Source organism: Bacteroidota bacterium, from assembly GCA_016699695.1.
Taxonomy (GTDB): Bacteria; Bacteroidota; Bacteroidia; order Bacteroidales; family UBA10428; genus UBA10428.
Genome location: CP065006.1, coordinates 3716998 through 3741055 on the forward strand (window position 1 = coordinate 3716998; position 24058 = coordinate 3741055).

Genomic DNA, 24058 nt, shown 5'->3' on the forward strand with positions numbered 1-24058 from the left:
GTTTTGTTTAATCTGTTAAAGTAGAATTACAATTCCAATTCTTATTATCTCAGTAATTTTATATTGTTTCATAATCCCTTCAATTATTTGCTCATTGAATTTGTTTATCACGAGTTCACAATCTTCTTTGGGGAAAGAACCATCAAATAATAAATCAAGAACAATATTTGAATTATTAATTGTTAGTCTGTCACTGTTTTTATCATTGAATAGAAGCTTTCCATTCCCAGTATTTTGGACTAAAGGAAAAATATTTGGATTAAAAAATGCTTTCTTGTCATAAAGAACTTTATCTACAATGGCACCAAGGGAATCTTCGATTGAAAAGTTTGCTCTATATCTTATTCCAATCACGATACCGACTAAGTAATTGTCAAGGTTTGTTATCATATCGTTACTTTTTTAATTCTTTCAATATGTTTAATTTATCATTGTGTAGTGTCTTCCAAAATGGCAGCCAACGCCCAGCAGTATGCGCAGTGCGGGAATTTTGGAAAGCCCTACTGTCAGCACTACTGAATGTTGATTGCTTGTACATAGGCCAAATATAGCAAAACAACCCGTATTGCGTATACTGCTTGTTGCGTGCAGTGGGTTTTTGTTTTATTTCTTTGTTCTATCAATCCCAATAAACAGCTAAAGCGAAATATCCAAACAGTTTAGCGCAATTGGATTTTAAAATCCCGATTCAGCTTAATTTTTAGAAATCTCACGTTTTCGATAGCCTTTAGAAATCAGTACATTAAAATCTACTTGCAGCCAGAAGTCAATTTGAGTCTGACTTATCTACTTGCGCTGGAAATCACGATATAAGTAGGAGAGAGGCTTTTTGTAATCCGTGTATTAAAATCTACTTGCAGTCAGAAATCAATTTGTGTCTGACTTATCTACTTGCACTGGAAGTCATGGTACAAAATAGGAGAGAAGCGTTTTGTAATCGGTTCTACCAATATTCCTTCAATCATTGAGTTTTCACACATTAAAAGCTAATCCCTTTGCAAATCACAATCAAATTCTAAAAATCCTTCCGAGCGTTGAGTCCAAATGGTGTCAATGCCCTGATTTCTTGCAGGTCAAATCAAAATAAAAGTGCAGCGATAGGAATCCAAATGCAGAACGCTAACTACGGAGTAAAAACTTTTGCCGGTCTACCAAGTCAGATTAAAATCGGTTCACACAATCCCGAAGGATACCTATCGGTGTACTTTACTTTCATCCGATTTACAGGTGTCACGGTTTTGATGCCATTGCACGCAACGTTGAGTGTATGGTGTCGTGCGGGATTACGAGGAGAAAACTTATCAATTTACACCAACTTTTTTTACGAGCTACAAGCACTCGAATATCTCTGAAACCCGCATGCACTATACACATTGTTGTGCGTATGTGCTTTTATTCAGTCAATTTATTAATGTTTAATCCAATTTTTGCTCCCCAACAAATATCTTTTATACTCAATCCTGCGTTGTCAAGATTCTTTGTGAAATTTGGATTGTATTCTAACTCAAAATATATCAAATCCTTGATGTCAATTCCTAATCCGATTAATCCACCAATATTAAATTTATTGAAATCTTCTATTGTTGATTCATACATATTAAATTTCAGTCCAGAACCAGGCTCTTCTATTTCTACGTCTTTATATGAAATCATATAATCGCCACGTAATCCAGCTAAAAAATATGGAGAAAAATCAGTTTTCAACAGTTTTATTTTTAATCCAAGATTAAGTGCTAAGTCATGCAATATCACATTGTCATTATTTGTTCCAATAAAAGTTCCTTCTGCGGAAGTAAGTGTTAAATTATTTTTAAATCCTTTTTGTATGTATCCAAATTCCGTCCGCAGAGCTAAGAGTTTTCCAAAATCCTTTTCCGCTTGCAAAAAAGCTTGAAGTCCAAATTTATATTCATTATCTGAATCAACGTTTACTAATTTGTAATCCCAAATCTGAGTAGAATATGAAGTTCCAACGTTAATTCCATATCGGTCAATTATCTGACTGTATGAAAGTTTCCCTATTAATGTCAAGGCAAGAATAAGTACAAATCTTTGTTTCATATTTTTTATTTGTTGGTTAATATGTTTGGTTATTATCGTATCGAGGCATTACGCACAACGGCCGGCGGTATGAAAAGTTGCCGATTGCGGGTGATTTCCTGTCAAGTTACACAAAAGTTGAAGCGAGCTGCAACCCTTTAATAACCTAATGAACCGGAAATTTTTTATACCGCATGTTGTGCGTATGTGCTTTAATTAATTTGACCAGCAAAAATCTCATTATTATTAGTTAAGTTATAAGCACAATCAAAAATGACAAGTTGATGTCGATATCTGTCAAATCGGCATCTCAACCACCCATAGTTAATTTTATCAGCTTCAATATTTCTGATTCCAATAATGATGGTATCATTATTGGAACAATATTGAAAAGAATCATTAATTATAGCTTCTGTTTCCCAAACATTGTTATTATTGATACTTTCGTTTTGGTTAAAAGTTTTAACACAATTTACATTCAATTTGGCAATAGAGTATGAAGATGAAATTGACTTTATAAAGCATGTTTCTATTATATCTTCGCATCTGCTTGGCAGCACATATTCCATATGATGAGAAACACTTAGTTCTAAATCAATATTATTATCATTATCTATATCAACAAGAATTGATGCTGAGGAGTCTTCCGGTGAAGCATAGTAACACATCAAATATAATTCAAATGTATAGTTTATTGAATTAATGGAAACATTAATGTTTTGGTATGAAATTACAGATTCTTCTTTGTTATCATCTCCACATCCAAAAAAGATAATTGAGATTAAAGTGAGTTGTAATATAGTTTTCATTTTGGTTTGGTAATTAGAATTAGTTACTTGATTAATACTCTATCACAAAGTAAAAATATCAAATTAGTTCTACTTTAACAGATTTACAATTTTGAATATGAGTAATTTATATCACGCTGTCGTTTTAAATGCCGGTCATAAATTCTATCAATCATTTGTTCTTCGGTCATCTGTTTATAAAGTTTAAAAGTGATAAATTCTTTAATATCACGAGCCGATAGTAAAGGTAAATCATCAAAGCAATGCAATTTTTCTTTTAAAATAAATGACGAGACCAAAAAGTTTAATGCAACCTGGTGTTGCCATGCAAGCCATTTTCGTGTCTGAAACTGGTCTAGCCCGAGTATCTGTTTTGATTCTTTTATGCAATGTTCTACAAAGTACCGTTGTGCTTGCATATAGGCTATAGCTTTCTTAGTGTATTGTTCAAGATTAGCATTGGTAAAAGAATATTTTATTTCGTCCTTGCCTTCTTTGGTTTTCGTTTTACGGATAACCAGTAACCTTTGCTCTACTTGCATTTTACTGTTATTGATTATCCAAAGCTTTATAAAATGATAGTCAGCTACAAGAACTCCTTTGGCTGTATTACGAACACTAATACGCTGCCAATTTTCGTCATTTAAAGTCTGTAAATATTTTGATACACTTAATTCGTCTGTAGTTGCTTTTAATTTCTTGGGTTCACGACCCTTATTGCTTTTTCGCTCGGGAATAGCCAAGTCAGGACGTTCCAAATATATTTTTTGGTCTTTATGGATATCCAGCATGTACAGATAACCAAGCAAATCTATGCTGCTGGCAAAATCCACATCGTTACCATAATAACCATCGCCTCCAATAAAATCGAAGATGATGCCATTGGTTACTTGCTGGCGAATAATTTCTAATGCCAGTTCGAGCTTAGTTTTAAATGTTCGGTGCTTTACAGGAACGCCTGCTTTTTCGCATCTTGTCTTGTCGTCACACCAAGCCTTGGGAAGGTATAGTCGGGCATCAACCATTGATGCAAAATCCCCATTACTTAAACAAGCAAATACCGCAACCTGACTATTTGATAGTTTCCCTACATTCCCACAATATTGATGTCCAACGCCTACGCTATGGTCGCCTTTTTTTACCCAACCACTTTCATCAATAATCAATCCTGTAAGTTTTCTTTTGGGTAAAACCTGGCTTACTTCCTGGGCTACTTGATTTATCAAAACTCGATGATCCCAGTTAGACTCAGTTATAAAGTGCTGCATTTGATGGTAGTTAGCTCCCAAATCTTCGCTTATTCTTTCAATATTGCGCATCTGACTTTGTATTATTCCTAATGAATATTGCTGTGCTTTGTCAAAGAACTTCTTTGTTGAATTACAAAATACATGCTGATAATCATTAAGGTGAACACTAACTCGCTCTATTACAGAGGTCAGTGTTTTTCCATATCGATTATTATTTTTACGTTGTATTAAACATTTTTCGGAACGATAAGCCTGTTTTTCTGTGCATTGAAGATACTGAATTTCCTTGAAATATCAATGTTTACAAGGGTTTTGTTTAATCTGTTAAAGTAGAATTAGTTTATAACACTCAATTGTTGAACCTAAATATCATTTGGCATTACGCACAACGTTTTATGGTAGGGTTTCGTGCGGGATTTCGAAGCTGTTTCTTATCAGTTTACTACCTGCTTTTTTACGAGCCACCAACGCCCGAAAACCTCTGAAACCCGCATGAACTCTACCATGTGTTACCGGCTGCCTTTTTTATTTAAATCCATGTATCTCTTGAGCCTTTTTCCAATTTTTTTTTAAAATCGGCTTACTCACACTTGTCTCACCATTAGACGGCTCTCCTGAAAAATGGCAATACTTTTCTTTATATTCAGGGTCCGCATACTCATTCCATTTCTTATAAGCCTCTTTACTTAAAGGTTTATCAATATTGAAAGGGATTTCAACTCCAGTCCGAATACAGTATCCAGTCTGCTTTTGACTAGGTTTTGAAGCTGATTTTGTCTCTGGTTTTATTGCTTCTACTTTTTGAACAGAAATTGTCCGATGTTCACTCCCTCTTTTTATTCTGTCAACTTCAGAGGCAATCTGCTTATAAAGTTCTTCATCTTTCTCCTTGGAAATATATATCCCCATCTCAACATTGTTTTGTTGAGAGAACATATATAAATTCATTGATGTAATAATCGCTTCCTGCTCGTTGAAATAGCATTTTGCATGAAGGTCTTTATGGAACATCAATTTAATCCCAGGCATTGACTTTAGCCATTCACTATCATCGGGATTAATATCCGTTACTTTGCCATAAATTATAACAATATCAATTGAAAATTTATGTCTATCCTCAAGTGAGAGTTTAAGTTGATTATTAAGCTGTAAATAAGGACTAATAAGATATAACTTGTCATTTGAATTATTAATCAACTTTTTCAAGTAATAAGATACTCCTTGTGTGTCTAAAAATTCTGCCATAATTAGTTAATATTTATCGTTCGAATCTGTCATTTTTTAAGGTTGCCGGTAACGGGCCGCCAATATGAGCTGGCTGGGATTAAAACCACCAACCAAACAAACCAGCGATACCGCGGATTAAATATACAAACTTTTCTATTTCTGCAACCCCCAGCTTGCTTATATTGGCTGTTAGTGCTAGTTATAGGACACCTAAATCAAAATAAGAAATAGAATATCATGCCAACTATACACCCATATAGAAGTCCTGTTATTATATTGTATTTAAATCTCAGTTTTTTAATTTCATTTTTTTGGGATTTTTTAATCTTAAAAAGTAGACTTGGAACAGGTATCAATGCCATTTTATAAAATAACCAAAAATCAACAACTTGAGAATTTTTCAATATTAGTTTTATGCTATAATCAAGATGGTTTTGATGAGAAGTAAGTATAATAAAAATAAAGATGATTGTTGATAAAATATATTCTTGGTCACTTGATGTTAGTACCATAGATAGGTATACGGCAGATAAAATCGATATGGCTAATATGTTATAGAGAATTCTTTTTTTTCTGCTAATTCGAATGGTTGCTATGTTTTCTTTAACCTCAAAACTATAGTCTTTTAATACTTCGTTAATAAGTCCAAAAGCAAGTTTGAAATTATCCAGATATAAAGGCTCTGAAATATAAAGGCCAACCCTTAAAAAGAGATATAATAAAGCAACTAATAAAGGGCATATCAGAAAGCCATAAATACCACTTGCAACAAATATCAAAGTGCTTGTGATGCCTAGACAGAGCAACATCATAAACTTTGTAAAAACGGTAAGTCTAACAGTTAAATCAACTTTTGTTTTTCCCTCATGACAATTATAGCTACCTATTAATTCAAAGAGACTGTATATAAACCTATCTCCAGAATAATCAGGGATCAGCATATTATAAGGATGATTAATAGTAAATGTCTTTGCCTCTACTACACCTTTTAATCCTCGTATGGAATCTTTATTCCTCTCAGAGAACTTTGATTTGAACTTTCTGCGAAAATCTTCTTCTGAAAAATTCAAGTCAAGACTATATTTCTTTTTAAGTAGGTATTTCATTTTTAATTAGCACTAACGGTGGTGGTATGAGAAGCTGCCGATTGCGGGCGAATTATTTATCAGGCTACACAATTGTTGATGCGGGTGATGAACCTGCAAATTTCACAACTCCCGGCAGTTTTTTATACCACGTGTTGGGTGTATGTGCCTTTTCTTATGTGCTTTTTACTCTTTCTTTTCTCTTTGTCAGCCTTAATGTAATCACTGATCATTTTTTTCTCTTTCTCTGTCAATGGTTTTGGGTCAACAAAGAAATCAACTTCCAAAGGTTCTCTAATCAATCCCATAGTATTTAATTTTTAAAATATTTATCAATCAACTTTAACGCAGAATCCGTATTGATAACCATTAAATGGCCACCAACATTATTCGCTCCAAGTGTCTTTTCATAATGCTCAATTAATTGAGTTTTTGAGGTAAATGAAACATAACCATCAAATCCACGATGAAATGATATTCGACATACAAATGCAACAAGATTTCCTGGTACTCCTAAATACACTTTATTTCGACCAAGATTAAAATGAGCACTTTCAATCAGGTGCATATAAACATGGTCTTCTCGTTCAGTTATACTTACCAATCCCTGGATTATGTCTGGATTTCCTGTAATTGTCAGTTTATAAACGTCACGATCAGGTTGTTGGTACTCGTTTTTCCAATTAAATAGCCATCCGTTTTTCTTTGTAATTGATTTTAAGTCACTTTTATCAATCAACGTAACGTCTGTCTGAAAGCTATCTCCCGTTATGACGTTCTCAATCGAATTAGTCAATTTATCAATCTCTATATCAATATATTGAGGATTCTGTTTCATAATTCAAATTTACCAAAAATCAACGAGAATTTAGCAAGTTTGTGAGGTTTTTCTGGCATTACACCCAACGTTTAGTATATGCAAAGTAGGCGGTTGCGGGCTTCAAACCTATCAAACCGTAACAATTTTGAAGCGGGCTACAACCTTTGAATTTACTACTATTGCGCCTATTTTGTATATACTGTGTTGGCTGTAGTACTTCTTTAATCTTCAAAGTCATTTATATTTTTCCAGAAATAAGGTGAAATCCAACAGTCAGTCGAATCGCATTCAATTTCTTCGTAAACAAGTTGTTTTTCGGTTTCTTCTCCGAATGAAACAATCTCTATTTTTATCTGCTTTTCATTCTTATCAGTAATCTCAGCAAGTATTACGTTGTCTTTTCTTGGTTCTCCAAGCCAGTTTCTTTCGTAATAAATGTGTTGAGCAATAGTGTCTCCAATATTAAACTTACTCATATGATTTACCCAAGCAATTGAATCTTGTTCCGCTCTCCATTCAGGATTATTCATATTTACATACCATTGATGAATATCTTTAATCTGTTGTTCAAGATTAATATCCAATCCGTTTAATTTTCTATAATAGGAGCGTAAAATAACTCCAGACATATCATCGTTATGAAATAATCCTTTTGCTGCTAAATCCTTTCTTAAATCTGACTTTGTAACAATTAATCCAAGTAAATATCTGTTGTATAACCAATAATTCCTAATCCACATTCCAATGGTAAGATGCGTTTGAGCAATAAAATCATTTTCAGTCATAGTTTTTATCAGATTTTTTGAAGAATCAGGAATAATTTTATCTAACTGCTCTAATGATTCACTAAAATCCTCTGGAATATATTTCTTTTCTTTTTGGTCAGTTCTTGTCCAAATAAATTGATTGAAATTATCAATCCAAGTAGTAAAATATAATTTCTCATAATCTAGTTTTCTTAAATGACAATCTCAAATTTCGTCTCCCCTAATATTTATGGCATAATCTGAATGTTCCTGCTGCGATTGTATTACAGCCAACGGTACGCCAATATGAGCAGGCTGGGATTAAAACCATCAACCCAAAAAACCAGCGATACCGCGGATTAAATATACAAACTTTTCTATTTCTGCAACCCCCAGCTTGCTTATATTGGCTGTTATAGCCTGGTGGCGGCGTGTTAAAAGCGCAAAAGCTATATGGGCGCACAAGGTTTGGAACATCATTTTGCCCCCGGAACCGGATTTAATTGCTATCTCATCTATCTGCCGGGCGTTTAATAGCTGCAGGACTTGTCACGGTGCCAGGCAAAGTGGCGGAAAAGTTGCTTCAAAAACCATTAGCCAAACCATTGGCTCAGAGGCTGAGTAAATGGTTATTATTCAGCAGACAAAAGGCTTTATTGCCAAAAGAGCCAAAGCTTACTCATGGTTTTGGAACTGGTTTTTGAACTTTACCCAAGTTTTGTGACACTTTGCAAGCCGTTTCAATAGCGCTCCAATTAAATGAAGCGGTGGGACTGGGGCATGCAAAATGTGTGATCAAACCGGAGCTCACTTAGAAGCACTATCCAAAAAAAAGACCTTAAAATGGCAGGTGACACTTGGCTGTAACGTTGATGGTATGGTGTCGTGCGGGATTACGAAGCAATTCCCTATCAGTTTACATCGGCTTTTTTTACGAGCCACAAACGCTCGAAAACCTCTGAAACCCGCATGCACTATACCATGTGTTATAGCCCGTTTTTATTCTTCTAGTTTAGTCTTTATCTCGTTTTTTAAAATATTCCAATCACTTTTTAGTACCTGACAATTGCCATTAATTTTCCTGTCAGTTGTTATTACAAATTTATCAAAATCAGTTTTTGAATATAATTGAAAACCAATAAATCCAGTCCATTTTGATTTGTCTACTTTATATTCACCATTTTTGCAATAATTAAAAAATTCACATGGTTGTGTTTCGAAATATTTCAAGCAAAACACTGAAACATATTCTGACAAAGCTCCATCACTTTGATTTAAAACGCTATTGAAAATATAAAAATAAAATGGTCGTATTTCATTATTCAAAGTCATTACTGAGTCAAGAAACGCAAATGTTTCAGAATTATCATAGAGTTTAAATTGTCCTTGATAATACATTTTAGAAAATCTGTCTATTTGAGGATTGTTAAGATAAAAAGTAATAGGTTTTCCATTTAAAATTTCAGTGAAATTATTATTTACTCCCCAAAGTTTTTCGCATGGCTTATTCTCGTTTGGAATTTTATTGAAATCAATATCGTTTTCAATTATTTCCAATCCGATACTTTTCCCTGCTCTTATTATTGCATCTTTGATTTTTGAAATTTCTGAACATTCTGTTTTTTCGCCCTCCAAACGAGAATAAATCAACTGTAAATCAATCATGTCGTGAATCGGCGATTTATATTCAGAAATCAAATAGTCTTGGATTTCCTTTGATTGTTCACAAAATGCTTGCATTGTTGCTAATGGATAATCTAGAGTTACCTTAAATAATTTCTCATTATTCCCCTCACTTAATTCAACATTGTTTCTGTCAGCTGAATAATAGTCTTGAAAGTATTTACTTATCTCTGATTTTGCCTTATTGAAATCTTTAATCTTTGATTTGTGCATAAATCCAGTTCGGAATTTGAAATCAACTTTCCACCAATCTATATTGTTATCAGGATAATACTTAAAAACCTGTCCAGCTATAACTATTCCAATAATTTCTGATTTTCCATTTGGTTCAAGTCTCAAATTTGTATATCCGTCTGGGTCATTGATATATCCAAAATCCTGTGCATTGAGAGGAATTCCTACAATCAAGAACTGTAATATGATTATCAATTGCGGTATTTTCATTCTTTTCTATTTTTGATAAAGTTGCTCGTTTGGTCGTCTAAAATGGGCTATAACGCCCAGCAGTATGCGCAGTGCGGGAATTTTGGAAAGCCCTACTGTCAGCACTACTGAATGTTGATTGCTTGTACATAGCCCAAATATAGCAAAACAACCCGTATTGCGTATACTGCTTGTTGCGTGCAGTGGGTTTTTGTTTTAAAATTTTGTCCTTTTGTCCAAATAGATAATGAAGGTCAAATATCCACGGTTAGTTAATGTCTTTTACAATTTTAAATCCCGATGGCAGCTTAATTTTTAGAAATCTCACGTTTTCGATAGCCTTTAAAAATCAGCGCATAAAAATCTACTTGCAGCCAGAAGTCAATTTGTGTCTGACTTATCTACTTGCACTGGAAGTCACAATACGAGTAGGAGCGAGGCTCGTCAGAATTGGCTCTCCCAATAACTCTTAAATCATTAAATCATAGAGTTTTCATACGTTAAAAACATATCCAGTAGCAAATCATAACAAACTTCTCAAATCCTATCGAGCGTTGAGTCCAAATGGTATCAGCATCATTGATTTCTTGCAGGTCAAATCAAAATAAAAGTGCAGCGATAGGAATCCTGATGCAGAACGCTAACTACGGAGTAGAAACTTATGCCGGGCTACCAAGTCAGATTTGAATCGGTTCACACAATCCCGAAGGATACCTATCGGTGTACTTTACTTTCATCCGATTTCCAGGTGTCACGGTTTTGATGCCATTGCACGCAACGGTGGCGGTATGCGCAGTGCGGGGATTTTGGAAAGCCCGACTGTCAGCACTGCTGAATGTTGATTGCTTGTACATAGCCCAAATAAAGCAAAACAACCCGTATTGCGTATACTGCATGTTGTGGTTAGTTACTTAATTGATATTTCTAATTTTCTTCCTAAACCAGTCTCAATTATCTTTCTCAAAGTAGCAATCTCCAAATCTGAACGGTCATTCTCAATCCGAGAAATATATGTTCTGGAAGTACCACTTTTCAAAGCTAAATCTTGTTGTGTTAATCCACTTCTTAATCTTGCCTCTCTGACCATTTGTCCCAGTTTTAATGATAGTTCTGATTTCTCAGGTTGGCTATATTTAAGCAATATATCAGCACCAATCTCATAAGGGACTTTCATTTTTTTTCCATTTCTCATCGTAATGTATTGCTCGACGTTATCCCACGAAAGAGTATTTCCTTCAAGTTTAACTTTTGCAAATTCTTTTGAATCAAATAGAATATTAACTGGTGAGTTTTCATTCACTCCATTTTTTTTAAGGATTTTCCTAAAGTCAATAATTCTCGATTCTCCATTATTAAAAACCACTGAAATTGCCAATTCACTAATCCAGTTGATTTTTAAAATCCGTGGTATTTTTATACTCTGTCTCATTTTAACTCAGGATTTAATTCATAAAACACTTCTAAAGCCCAATCAGCATTACCAGCCAACCAATCGAAAACTTGTTTTAATTGTCTGTTCGGTAAATTCCCGGAATAAATCACACCTCGCTCAATCTCAATTAAAACTTCAAATTCATTATAATCGGCATGAATATGAGGAGGTCTATGTTCTCCGTTGTAAACATGTATCTTAATACCATTAAAACTATCAATCGTTGGCATTGAAAATCATTTTACACAAAAGTATCTAATTAGATACTAAAATCCAATCTTTGTCCGTTTAATCTTTTATAAAATTCTCATTTGTAATTAACCACAACGCCCAGCAGTATGCGCAGTGCGGGAAAATTGAAATGCCCGACCTTCAGAACTACTAAATGTTGCCAAGTTGTACATAGCCCAAATATAGCAAAACAACCCGTATTGCGTATACTGCTTGTTGCGTGCAGTGGGTTTTTGTTTTATTTCTTTGTTCTATCAATCCCAATAAACAGCTAAAACGAAATATCCAAACAGTTTAGTGCAATTGGATTTTAAAATCCCGATTTAGCTTAATTTTTAGAAATCTCACGTTTTCGATGGCTTTTAAAAATCAGCGCATTAAAATCTACTTGCAGTCAGAAATCAATTTGTGTCTGACTTATCTGCTTGCGCTGGAAGTCACGGTACAAAATAGGAGAGAAGCGTTTTGTAATCCGTGTATTAAAATTTACTTGCAGTCAGAAATCAATTTGTGTCTGACTTGTCAACTTGCACTGGAAGTCACAATACGAGTAGGAGAGAGGCTCGTCAGAGATGGCTCTCCCAATAACTCTTAAATCATAGAGTTTTCATACGTTAAAAACATATCCAGTAGCAAATCATAACAAACTTCTCAAATCCTTCTGAGCGCTGAGTCCAAATGGTATCAGCATCATTGATTTCTTGCAGGTCAAATCAAAATAAAAGTGCAGCGATAGGATTCCTGATGCAGAACGTTAACTACAGAGTAGAAACTTATGCCGGGCTACAGAGTCAAATCAAGATTGGTTTATGTAATCCCGAAGGATACCTATCGGTGTACTTTACTTTCATCCGATTTCCAGGTGTCACGGTTTTGATGCCATTGCACGCAACGTTGAGTATATGCAAAGTAGGCGATTGCGGGCTTCAAACTTATCAAACCGTTATAATTTTGAAGCGGGCTACAGCCATTGAATTCATTGCTATCACGCCTATTTTGTATATACATTGTTGTGTGTATGTGCTTTATTTATCAATCAATATTTTCACTAAATCTTCTTCTTTATAAATCTCATTAGTCTTAATAGGAATATCAGTCAATCTTTTTACATCAATCTGTGTATTAACATCTTTCCTTTTATCTGTCCAAGTGTACAGTGTTGGGACATCAAACATTATTCCCAAAGAACTAATATGTCCAGAAGTTTTATCATACGAATATTTACTGTCCTCTAATTTATCAGAAGTATTTAAATTTAATCCGTTAAACAAAATAATTGAATCTGTCTGAAATTCTACATCATAAATCCCAGAGGCAACAACTGGCACTCCCGAACCATTAATCTGTTTTATCGCTTTATTAAGTCCATTTGAAGTTTGGTAAAAAACAATTGTTGTACCTGCGAACCCATTTTCCTCAAACCATGTTTTATTGTCAATCTTATCAATTATGCTATTCTGTGCATAAGAATTTAATGAAAGAATCAAAAGAATAATACTCAATCCAATTGTCTGTTTCATATCCCTAATTGTTAATGTTTACTCATTTTTTGAAATCCACTCTTTAAGAGCTCTTTTAGTATTTTCAGATTCCAACATTATCTCTTTATTTTTTTTTGAAAAATTATCAGGATTTTCAATGTATTCGGAACAAATTTCTTCTATCTCCCTTTCTGTTTGTTCTTTATTTTCTATGTTTTCAATCTCCACCTTAATTGTGTAACTATAAACTCCAAATCCTTGCTTTCTTGTTAAAGTCAAAAATAAATTTCCCCCACTTGAAGAATAGGAGATATATCTATATTTTGATAAAAATAATATTTTGGATTAATGTGATTATTCATGAGCAATCTTTTTGTTACTTGGTGTCTGTAAGCATTACACACAACGCCCAGCAGTATGCGCAGTGCGGGAACTTTGAAATGCCCGACTGTCAGAACTACTGAATGTTAATTGCTTGTACATGGCTCAAATATAGCAAAACAACCCGTATTGCGTATACTGCTTGTTGCGTGCAGTGGGTTTTTGTTTTATTTCTTTGTTCTATCAATCCCAATAAACAGCTAAAGCGAAATATCCAAACAGTTTAGCGCAATTGGATTTTAAAATCCCGTTGTAGCTTAATTTTTAGAAATCTCACGTTTACGATAGCCTTTATAAATCAGCACATAAAAATCTACTTGCAGCCAGAAGTCAATTTGTGTTTGACTTATTTACTTGCACTGGAAGTCATAATATAAGTAGGAGAGAGGCTTTTTGTAATCCGTGTATTAAAATCTACTTGCGGTCAGAAATCAATTTGTGTCTGACTTATCTACTTGCACTGGAAATCACAATACGAGTAGTAGCGAGGCTTGTCAGAATTGGCTCTCCCAATAACTCTTAAATCATTAAATCATAGAGTTTTCATACGTTAAATACATATCCAGTAGCAAATCATAACAAACTTCTCAAATCCTATCGAGCGTTGAGTTCAAATGGTATCAGCATCATTGATTTCTTGCAGGTCAAATCAAAATAAAAGTGCAGCGATAGGAATCCTGATGCAGAAAGCTTAAAACGGAGTAAATACTTTTGCCGGGCTACAGAGTCAAATCAAGATGGGTTTATGTAATACCGAAGGATACCTATCGGTGTACTTTACTTTCATCCGATTTACAGGTGTCATGGTTTTGATGCCATTGCACGCAACGGTACGCCAATATAAGCAGGCTGGGAATAAAAGCACCAACCCAAAAAACCAGCGATACCGCGGATTAAATATACAAACTTTTCTATTTCTGCAACACCCAGCTTGCTTATATTGGCTGTTATAGCCTGGTGGCGGCGTGTTAAAAGCGCAAACCTATATGGGCGCACAAGGTTTGGAACATCATTTTGCCCCCGGAACCGGATTTAATTGCTATCTCATCTATCTGCCGGGCATTTAATAGCTGCAGGACTTGTCAGGGTGCAAAGCAAAGTGGCGGAAAAGTTGTTTCAAAAACCATTAGCCAAACCATTGGCTCAGAGGCTGAGTAAATGGTTATTATTCAGCAGACAAAAGGCTTTATTGCCAAAAGAGCCAAAGCTTACTCATGGTTTTGGAATTGGTTTTTGAACTTTACCCAAGTTTTGTGACACTTTGCAATCCGTTACAATAGCGCTCCAATTAAATGAAGGGGTGGGACTGGGGCATGCAAAATGTGTTATCAAACCGGAGCTAACTTAGATGCACTATCAGTAAAATGACCTTAAAATTGGCAGGTGACACTTGGCTGTAACGCCCAGCAGTATGCGCAGTGCGGGAATTTTGAAATGCCCGACCTTCAGAACTACTAAATGTTGCCAAGTTGTACATAGGCCAAATATAGCAAAACAACCCGTATTGCGTATACTGCTTGTTGTGTGCTGGTGTTACTCTTTATAGGTTCTAAGAGCGATTAACCTAAAAACGTGTTTATCAAATTTCTGCCTTGCACAAACCATCGCAATAAGAATCAGTAATAAATCTTAAAAAATCAGTACTTATTTAATTCACTGTTGTTGCTTGAAAAACATCTTCTAATATCGGGATCTGCTGCTTCCACATATTAAAATAATAAGACTGTTTTTGCATTAGCCCATAGTGATCACCTTCTTCCACCAAGTTGCCCTTATGTAATACACATATTTTGTCGGCTTGCATAACTGTGCTCAGGCGGTGTGCAATAAGAATTATGGTTTTATGCTGTTGCTTCATCACATCAATTGCCTTTTTAATATATTCTTCTGATGCTGAATCAAGGGCTGATGTTGCTTCATCGAGTATAAGAATTTCCGGATTATGGTATAAGGCCCTGGCTATAGCTATTCTTTGGCGTTCTCCACCCGACAATGAAACGCCATGTTCTCCCAGATAAGAATTAAAGCCTCCCGGAAGATTCTCAATAAATTCCCTGATATTTAAAAAATCGCAGATATCAATAATTTGCTTCATATCAGGTTCAAAGGAGCCAAAGGCAATATTCTCAATAACTGAACCTGCAAACAATTCTATTTTTTGCGGAACAACACCGATCAGTTGCCTTAGGCTGTTATTTTCAATATGCTGTAAATTGTAATTGCCTATTTCTATGGAACCTGACTGCAGCGGGTATAACTTTTGAATCAGTGCAACCAATGAGGTTTTTCCCGAGCCACTCTCGCCAATAAAGGCTGTTGTTTTTCCTTTGGGAATTTGTAGGGTTAATTTTTCGAACACTTGCACCCTGGTACCATATCGAAATGAAACATCTTTAAAATGAATATCTTCAATTAGTTCTTTTGTGAGAATGATTTTGTTCTCTTTATCCTCCTCGCGTTCTAAATCCATAATCTGAAACAACCTGTCAGCAGCGATAATGGCATCTTGAATGGTTTGGTTAGAACTTATAAGCTGCGCAATAGGCGAAATAATGTATCCAAGTAAGGCGTAAAAGGAAAGCAATTTTCCGGCAGTCATTCCTTGATTAACTACTAAGACGGAGCCATACCATAAAACTGCGATTGTTAACCCACCAGCAATAAGTTCGGAAGCATTTATAGATATAATTGAGTTTTTCGATGACTTATATGTAGAACGAAGTAACTGTACAAATCGGGTTTCTGATTTAATGTTTGCTGAATATTCTGTACCAAATTGTTTTATCGTTGCAACGCCATTTAACGATTCAACAAGGTGCGATTCCAGTTCGGCTGCACTCTCCATTATTGTACGCAGGTACAGTTTGTTCAACTTATTAAATATTGCATAAACAATAAAGTACAGCGGTATGCCAATTAAAACAACCAAAGCCAGTTTCCATGAAAATACGAACATTAAACCCAATGTAAATACAACAATTAATATGTTTACAACAATATCCAGCGAAACGTTATTTATAAAAGTCCTGATTTTAACTGCATCGTTAACCCGTGATATTATTTCCCCTACCCGCATGGTATCGAAAAAACGCTGTGGCAACGTAAGCAAGTGCTTATAATATCCCAGAATTAAGGTTGCATCAATTTTTTGTCCTGTTTTAAGTGCAAAGATGCTTTTCATGAAGCTTATGTAAACTTTTAGCACCAGAACGACAATCATAACCATACTCATAAGACTTAACAAGTTTAGGTTACCATCTATCAACACATGGTCAACTATGTTTTTAACATATAAAGAGGTTGTTAAGCCCAATAAACTATAAATAGCTGCCCCGAAAAATGCCTGTGTCATTACTGTTTTGTGGGGAGCAAGCAGCCTTATAAATCGCTTTCCGATTGATTCATTGCTATTTCCGGTTTTAAATTCTTCCGATGGCACCAATAGAACAATAATTCCTGTCCATTCTTTACGAAATTGCTCATGAGTTTTTTTATATATTTTGCCATCGGCCGGGTCCATGACAATTACATGTTTTTTTGTGATGCCATAGAACACCACAAAATGATGCAATACCTCCTTTACAATCACATGCATGATAGCGGGTTTCGGAATTTTCTCAAGGCTTTCAAAAGGCCCTTTTACGCCTTTAGCTGTGAACCCGAGCTTCTCAGCGGCTTCAATTAGTCCCAGTACATTTGTTCCGCGCTTATCTGTTGAAGCAAATTGCCGAATACGTGCAACAGGAATTCGTAAATTATAATGAGCGGCTATTGATGCAAGGCAAGCTGCCCCGCAATCAGTAATGTCATGTTGTTTTACCTTAACTTTTTTATTCATTGCCTCATTAAAAAAGATTAAGCTGCCATAGGAACCCCATGGCAGCCATTTGTTAACCTATTTAAACCTAATAGTGTGCCGCTAAATTTCTTGTGGGATTTAACCAATCATCGGATTTCTGATATAATAAATCAAACAGTGAACGCTTTGCAATCATAAACCGTGCATTCACTGTCATGCCTTTTTTAAGCTTTCCCTTTATTCCGTTTTTAAGCTCCAGATAATCTTTGTCGAGTTTGCATTTTACCTTAAAGACAGGAGTATTGTCGACAAGTATAAAATCACCCGAAATATCGGCTATCTCGCCCTGTAATGAACCCCACTGGTTGTAATTGAAGGCATCTATCTGTATTTTTGTCAATTGACCTTCTTTTAAATAACCAATATCTTTTGCAGAAACATACACTTCTGCAATTTTTTCCGATTCGGGACTTATCACCGCTATGGTTTGGCCTGCCTGGAGCATACTACCAATATAAATACCGGAAAACTCCTCGATTGTGCCGGATACAGGGGCTGTAATAACGAAAAATTGCTTTTGTTTCTCGGTTTCTGATATTTGGTTGTTCAGGTCATTCACACTTGTGGTGTATTTATCCAAGTCTGATTTCCATTGCGCTTGTTGCTCATATTTTAGTGTGCTTTTTTCTTCTTCTAAGAGGCTTAGATTGAATTGAAGGTCGCTATAGTCTTTTTTAGGTATCACATCGTTTTCGTATAAACCCTTATTTCGTTCTATTTCACCCTTCGCTTTTGTAATTTTATTTTCAATTTCTTTTAGCCTTTGTCGGTAAGAATTGAAGTTACTTAAATAGTACCCAGAAGTTGGCGGAACTATATTTTTAAGAGTTAAACCTTTGAGATCACTAATGAAAGTTTTTTGTTTGTCGAGTTCAGATTGAAGGTAGGTTAACTTGCCAATTAGAATATCTTGCCGTAATTGCAAAAGGGTATCACCCTGCTTTACAAATTGACCTTCTTGAACACTTAAAGCAGTTACCATTTCGGACTGAATGGCCTTAATTTCAGTTTTTTCGGTTATGGGGCGAATAATGCCACGGCCTTGAATGGAGAGGGATATTTTGATTATGGGTAATAAAGCAATAGTAGTTATTACCGCAATTATAACTGTGATATAAATAAGATTTGTCTTAACCTTATTGTCAGCTATCAATGATTCTTTAGAATTAAACGATTGGAAGGGAAGTAGTTGATTAGTCATTTCAATTTATGATAGAATAGTTTGAATATTCATTTAAAGTATTTTCATAACCAGTTTCGTATGAAATGAGCTCTAGTATTTGTATTTGGATAGATTGCTGCATATTAATTTCACTTTTTAGTTTACAGATAATTTCATCATCCTCTAAAGGAATATCGATCAGTTGTTGTTGTCTATCAAATTTATAAAATGAGTTGTATGCAGTGCTGTCAAGCCCTTGAATTTTGGTTATTTCAAATTCACCTTGGACCTTTAATAATTCATTTGTGTTTGAGAAGGTTTTCCTAGTTTGGATATTTTCTTGATAGTTTAGGTTCGCATTCTTGAATACAATATCACCTACTTGTTCTTTAAAATGATTAATCTGTGCTAAAGATTTATTGTAATCGATGTGGGTTAAAGTATTAAATAAGGAATTTACCCGATAACAGCAATTCTTCTCTTTTAAATAGAGAATCAAAGTTTCATTTACTTCTATAAGAACCTTATCAGCATCAATTTGATAATTAATACTAAGATCTTTGCTATTAATGCTATGCTTAAATTTTAGTTTTAACATAATCATATTACCTTAAATAAAAAGATGTTCCAAGTCTAAATCCTATATGTTCACCCATATTAACTTCCTCAGGCAAGAACCCAGAAGTTTTATAAATACAACCAAAATCAATTGATAAAACGTTACTGTGTGTTTTTAACTTTAAAGGCACTTTAAATAAGAAATCTATTCCATATCCCTGTGAACTATTTGAACTAATAAAATATTGATTTTCAGGCTGTAACCAACCATGCAGGGAAAGGTTTAGTAATAGTTGTTCATTTAAAAAGCTCATATTTTCAATTGTAACACCTCCTGCCGGAAACCAATCTGACTTATTTTGATATTGCCTTAAATATATATGTATCAGATGTCTTTTTTGCGTAACAAGCCAAAAGTTTTCATCGATATAATCACCAAAAGGAGATAAGGAGTAACCTAAGCTAAAATTATATTTTAATGAGTTTTTTGTTAGAAAGAATCTTTTCCCTATTAATGTAGGACTTAAAAGATTAATAAAAGAACGATAGCCAATTCTTTTTACAAAATTTTGTTCCTCATAGGTTAAATCTTCATACTCGGTATAACGGTAAAAATCCATGTCCGGTCTGTGAAGATGCCGTACCATGCCATAAATATCATGGCCAACTATATCTCTTTTTAATTCATCATCTTCCTCGGTTATTCCAATTTTCAGTTTGAATAAGCCAGAAGTAAGATATAAAACATCTGATCCTACCCTCATTAAATTATCCAAATACACACCTCTATTATTAACGTCATTAGTTATTAAAATGGAAATCGCTTTTTTTGTCAAGCAATAGTCTGATTCAAGACCAGCAGTATGTAATCGAATATATTCTTCAAAATGATTATCTCTTAAATTAATAAGAGTATTATCTTCCAATCCAATTACATAGGCTGCAAGGTGTTTGTTTGGATAAGGTTTTGAAATTGAACCAATGTTCTGTGCTGTTAAAATAGAACGATGGCCTTCTTCATGAGTTAAAGGTATTGAAAATAAGCCACTTATTAATAAAACAGCTAAATCAGAAATAGTAGTATCAACTTTTTCATAAAGCTTATTAGTCGAATATGTGAATGCGCTCATGTAATTTTGATTAAATTGGCGCATTGTTGATAATTGAGTTGGTGAATCTACTATTATAAAAGATAGACTATTATTAGTAGTATTTTGTGTATATACGGGGAAGTAAAATACAAAAGGGCATATTAAACTAAAAATATACTTCTTCACCTTATAAAAATTGAAATTTGTTTAAAGTGAGATATTCATTGTTTTCCATAATTGTATAGATTAAAAATATGATTATAAAAGTGATTAAAAAAGTAGCGAACAATTGTCCGCTACTTGATAATTAATCCAAAAAATAGTATCCAATTATGAATCCTACTAAAACGCCCAACAAAAAGATGCTGCCACCGTTTGTTTCGACTAATTCTGATTGTGTTAAATCTCTAATTTCCATTTGTTCCTTTTTTAATTCTTAATCATTAAAGCAATTGATATTCCGACTGCAATACCAATAATAAATAAAGCTAAAATACCTCCATTGGTTTCGACTAATTCTTTCGAATTTAGAGGTTGAAGATTTTCAATATTCATTGTATTATTATTAAAAATTGTTCTGGCAATATTGCCTAACAAACATCATTATGAACTAACAGGCCTGTAGGGTTATGATTTGTTTGCTGGTTCAAATATATTTTACGTTTGTGCAATTTCATTGCACAAAACATTTTTTTTAAAGAAACATATGAACTTGGCTTTACCACGAGTTGTGTGGAAGCTGAAGCAACAAAGAAAATGGTTTTGGTATTAAGGGGAAAAGTGGAGCTTACATATGAAAGGATTGCAAAAAATAATGCAATAAAGGACAAAACAACTACAATTTAGATTGATTTTGGTAGGGTGGTTTGGAGAAAAAAATGAAAAAAACTAATAGATAAAAAAGCTTTGTTGATACCAGAGAGTTTAACAAAAAAGCATATTAAAAAGCTGTATAATAACGGATAATACAACATAGATTGTTAATATAATAATAATGGTCTTTTGTCTTTTGACTTTTTTTTCGAGATTGTTTTCTTGCATAACTATTAAGATTGAAATATTATTGTATTAAAGAGGCTGCTTCAAATTCATAAAGCAGCCCTCTAATTAAAATTCAAAAATCACCAAAGCAAAAATAGATGACAATAGTCGAGTTGATTAGCAATCATCCCAACTGCATATCCAACATTATACATGAACTTATCACCACCTGATATTTCAATTGCTTCGTTTAACGATAATTCTTCTACTTTAAGCATAATAGTATATTTTGTAATGTTAAAAATACATTAATTCCTAGCAGCCCTATAGCCTGCTGCAAAATCACCAGAATTATTATAAATATAAATACATGCACCCAATATAGATATTGCAAGTGCAATATTACCCCCAGAAATGTGCGACATTTCTTCTAAGGAAAGATTTTTTAAATCAATTTTTGTATTCATGCCTAGTAATCTTTAGTTAAATATTGGCAATATCGCCTAACAAACATCATTATGAACTAACAGGCCTGTAGGGTTATGATTAGTTTGCTGGTTCAAATATATTTTACGTTTGTGCAATTTCATTGCACAAAACAAGTCTTTTCGAAAAAATTTATTCCCGCTTCTAATTCTGTGGTTTCTTCTAAAGTTAATTCTTGAATGTCAAGTAAAATATTAATCTGGTATGGCTTTAAATAAACAAAGGATTTTATAACGCGGTTATAATCTATTTCGAGGCCATAATTTTTCAATTCATCGAGCCAGTTATAAACTTGTCGCCTGCTTAATTGTAACTTTTCTGCAAGTTCATCGGCATTTCCTGTTCTTTGTTGCCGTATTAGCTGGTCAATTTGCTGTAAACGGTTAATGTGTTTGAATAACATAATGTTGGGTTTTTGAGGTTTGACTTAAGTGAAATAAAAAGGTATGTTATTTTTTTTCGATAAACGTGTGTTTAAGTGTTTTGAAAATGCGGCAAGTTCTATTATTACAATATTTAATCTGATGAAAAATTAAAAAATATTTTTAAAATGCAATAATATAAACTTTAAATTTCCAACATATTTTTTATGTCAGATTTCCATTAAGTATCAATGTATCTTGGTTCTAAAACACTTGCACACAACGGTGGTGGTATGAGAAGCTGCCGATTGCGGGCGAATGATTTATCAAGCTAAACGAGTGTTGATGCGGGTGATGAACCTGAAAATTGCGCAACTCTCGGCAGTTTTTTATACCACGTGTTGGGCGCTGCCTTTTATTTATTTACTCGTTTTCTATAAAAATAATTAATTCCCAAAAATGAAAATCCTAAAACGAAACATATTATCATAATAGTCAAAGATTCTTTCTTTTTCATTTCAAATGCAATCAAAATTTTGCCATTCGCCTCAATTTGGTATATTATTAAGTGTTTGGGGAAGAATATTCTTTTTTTATAATAAATCACTAGTGGGCATTATAAATTAAGTTACGTTCTTTGAAATTCTTTGTACATCGCAGTTGTAGCGTTTTTTGATAGCGTGACGATTTGAATTGAATAGTTAGATATTTGCTTCAAAACAAGCAAATTCTATGAATCAAGGTAAATTTATCTTCGCACAACTTACAGATTTTTTACCCCGCAGGGTTTTTGATCGGATTGTTCAAAATCATGAAGGGAATAAGTATGTTAGAACATTCACTTGTTGGAATCAGATGCTTTGCATGGTCTTTGGACAGCTAACTTCAAGAGACAGTATGCGTGATCTAATGCTTAGTTTGGAAGCACATCAACCCAAATATTATCACCTTGGATTTGGGCCTTCAGTATCCCGACGAAATCTAGGCACTTCAAATGCAAAACGCAGTTATAGAATATTTGAAGAGTTTGCTTACGTTTTAATTGAGCAGGCCAGAAGGAGTTGCTACAAAACCGATTTCGAAGTCAAGGTAGACGGTAACGTTTATGCATTAGATTCCACAACTATTGATCTATGTTTGAGTGTTTTTTGGTGGGCTGAGTTCCGAAAGGCAAAGGGAGGCATAAAACTTCACACCTTATATGATGTGAAGACATCCATCCCAAGCTTTTTACATATCACCAAAGCAAGTGTCCATGATGTCAATATACTTGATCTCATCCAATTTGAAGCTGGAAGTTTTTATGTGGTTGATAAAGCATATATTGACTTCCGTCGTTTGCATAGATTGCATTCTCAAGGCGCATATTTTGTAACAAGAGCCAAAGAAAATATGCGTTTTAGGCGACTATATTCCAGAGTTGTTGACAAAACAAAAGGAGTACAATATGATCAGGTTGGAAAGCTAGAAACACACTATTCGAAAAAGGAATATCCCGATAAACTTCGCAGAATAAAGTATTATGATCAGGAAAGTAAAAATGAACTTGTTTTCTTAACCAATAATACCGAGTTAGAAGCCAAAGAGATCGCCATGTTGTATAAGAAACGCTGGGAAGTTGAACTATTTTTCAAATGGATGAAACAACACTTAAAGATTAAATCCTTTTGGGGAAATTCAATGAATGCTGTTAAGATCCAAATATATTGTGGGATCATTGCTTACTGTTTAGTCGCCATAATTGGAAACAAACTGAAAGTTGACCGTCCAATCTACGAAATATTACAAATATTCAGCATTTCTCTACTCGATAAAACGCCTGTAAGAGAGATACTTACAAAATGCGATTACAAATATGTCAAAGAACTTCAAGTTAAACAATTAAAAATCAGTGGGTTTTAAGTGCCCACTAATGATAATAAATCTTTATGAATTCTCCAGGTTTTAAAAAATTTTCAAGTTCTGTGTGGTC

General features: G+C 34.1%; 22 protein-coding genes. 1 reads left to right on the top strand and 21 read right to left on the bottom strand.

Annotated elements, in window-relative coordinates; all coding sequences use genetic code 11:
• Positions 1–15: 15 nt before the first annotated feature.
• The 21 genes from IPM71_15540 to IPM71_15640 form a co-directional block, all read right to left on the bottom strand.
• A complete protein-coding gene (locus IPM71_15540) occupies positions 16–390 on the bottom strand; it encodes a hypothetical protein (GenBank protein QQS50969.1) in 375 nt (124 codons plus the stop codon).
• A 1002-nt stretch (positions 391–1392) separates the two neighbouring features.
• A complete protein-coding gene (locus tag IPM71_15545; protein QQS50970.1) occupies positions 1393–2061 on the bottom strand; it encodes a PorT family protein in 669 nt (222 codons plus the stop codon).
• Between the two features lie 191 nt (positions 2062–2252).
• Entirely contained in the window at positions 2253–2849 is a 597-nt protein-coding gene (locus IPM71_15550) for a hypothetical protein (GenBank protein QQS50971.1), read from the bottom strand.
• Positions 2850–2932: 83 nt separating this feature from the next.
• Positions 2933–4147: an IS701 family transposase gene (locus IPM71_15555; protein QQS52860.1), complete on the bottom strand. Its 1215-nt coding sequence runs from the start codon at positions 4145–4147 to the stop codon at positions 2933–2935.
• Positions 4148–4603: 456 nt separating this feature from the next.
• Positions 4604–5323, bottom strand: coding sequence for a phospholipase D family protein (locus tag IPM71_15560; GenBank protein ID QQS50972.1), 720 nt, complete (start codon positions 5321–5323; stop codon positions 4604–4606).
• Between the two features lie 197 nt (positions 5324–5520).
• Complete coding sequence (locus IPM71_15565) at positions 5521–6411, bottom strand: hypothetical protein (protein ID QQS50973.1); 891 nt, start codon at positions 6409–6411, stop codon at positions 5521–5523.
• A 122-nt stretch (positions 6412–6533) separates the two neighbouring features.
• Positions 6534–6698 (bottom strand): hypothetical protein, encoded by a 165-nt coding sequence (locus tag IPM71_15570; GenBank protein ID QQS50974.1) that lies wholly within the window; start codon positions 6696–6698, stop codon positions 6534–6536.
• 5 nt (positions 6699–6703) lie between these two features.
• Positions 6704–7231 carry a hypothetical protein gene (locus tag IPM71_15575; protein QQS52861.1) on the bottom strand — a complete coding sequence of 176 codons (528 nt, stop codon included), beginning with the start codon at positions 7229–7231 and terminating at the stop codon, positions 6704–6706.
• Between the two features lie 200 nt (positions 7232–7431).
• On the bottom strand, positions 7432–7995 hold the full coding sequence (locus IPM71_15580; GenBank protein QQS50975.1) for a hypothetical protein: 564 nt from the start codon (positions 7993–7995) through the stop codon (positions 7432–7434).
• Positions 7996–8955: 960 nt separating this feature from the next.
• Complete coding sequence (locus IPM71_15585) at positions 8956–10083, bottom strand: SH3 domain-containing protein (GenBank protein QQS50976.1); 1128 nt, start codon at positions 10081–10083, stop codon at positions 8956–8958.
• Positions 10084–10969: 886 nt separating this feature from the next.
• Positions 10970–11491, bottom strand: a complete 522-nt coding sequence (locus IPM71_15590) for a helix-turn-helix domain-containing protein (GenBank protein QQS50977.1) — start codon at positions 11489–11491, stop codon at positions 10970–10972.
• Positions 11488–11724 (bottom strand): DUF4160 domain-containing protein, encoded by a 237-nt coding sequence (locus IPM71_15595; GenBank protein QQS50978.1) that lies wholly within the window; start codon positions 11722–11724, stop codon positions 11488–11490. The genes IPM71_15590 and IPM71_15595 overlap by 4 nt, the downstream gene beginning before the upstream one ends.
• 1026 nt (positions 11725–12750) lie before the next feature.
• Positions 12751–13245, bottom strand: coding sequence for a hypothetical protein (locus tag IPM71_15600; protein ID QQS50979.1), 495 nt, complete (start codon positions 13243–13245; stop codon positions 12751–12753).
• Positions 13246–13263: 18 nt separating this feature from the next.
• A complete protein-coding gene (locus IPM71_15605; GenBank protein QQS50980.1) occupies positions 13264–13485 on the bottom strand; it encodes a hypothetical protein in 222 nt (73 codons plus the stop codon).
• 1750 nt (positions 13486–15235) lie between these two features.
• Positions 15236–17425: a peptidase domain-containing ABC transporter gene (locus IPM71_15610; GenBank protein QQS50981.1), complete on the bottom strand. Its 2190-nt coding sequence runs from the start codon at positions 17423–17425 to the stop codon at positions 15236–15238.
• A 67-nt stretch (positions 17426–17492) separates the two neighbouring features.
• On the bottom strand, positions 17493–18647 hold the full coding sequence (locus tag IPM71_15615; GenBank protein ID QQS50982.1) for an HlyD family efflux transporter periplasmic adaptor subunit: 1155 nt from the start codon (positions 18645–18647) through the stop codon (positions 17493–17495).
• A 1-nt stretch (position 18648) separates the two neighbouring features.
• The gene (locus IPM71_15620; protein QQS50983.1) at positions 18649–19206 is read right to left on the bottom strand and encodes a hypothetical protein; all 558 of its coding nucleotides are present in this window, start codon (positions 19204–19206) and stop codon (positions 18649–18651) included.
• A gap of 7 nt (positions 19207–19213) precedes the next feature.
• Positions 19214–20296 (bottom strand): hypothetical protein, encoded by a 1083-nt coding sequence (locus IPM71_15625; GenBank protein ID QQS50984.1) that lies wholly within the window; start codon positions 20294–20296, stop codon positions 19214–19216.
• Between the two features lie 1082 nt (positions 20297–21378).
• Positions 21379–21516: a hypothetical protein gene (locus IPM71_15630; GenBank protein QQS50985.1), complete on the bottom strand. Its 138-nt coding sequence runs from the start codon at positions 21514–21516 to the stop codon at positions 21379–21381.
• Between the two features lie 30 nt (positions 21517–21546).
• Positions 21547–21705 carry a hypothetical protein gene (locus IPM71_15635; protein ID QQS50986.1) on the bottom strand — a complete coding sequence of 53 codons (159 nt, stop codon included), beginning with the start codon at positions 21703–21705 and terminating at the stop codon, positions 21547–21549.
• Between the two features lie 119 nt (positions 21706–21824).
• Positions 21825–22127, bottom strand: coding sequence for an HTH domain-containing protein (locus IPM71_15640; GenBank protein ID QQS50987.1), 303 nt, complete (start codon positions 22125–22127; stop codon positions 21825–21827).
• Between the two features lie 691 nt (positions 22128–22818).
• On the opposite strand from IPM71_15640, the gene IPM71_15645 reads away from it, so the two are divergent.
• The gene (locus IPM71_15645) at positions 22819–23988 is read left to right on the top strand and encodes an IS4 family transposase (protein ID QQS50988.1); all 1170 of its coding nucleotides are present in this window, start codon (positions 22819–22821) and stop codon (positions 23986–23988) included.
• Positions 23989–24058 lie beyond the last annotated feature (70 nt).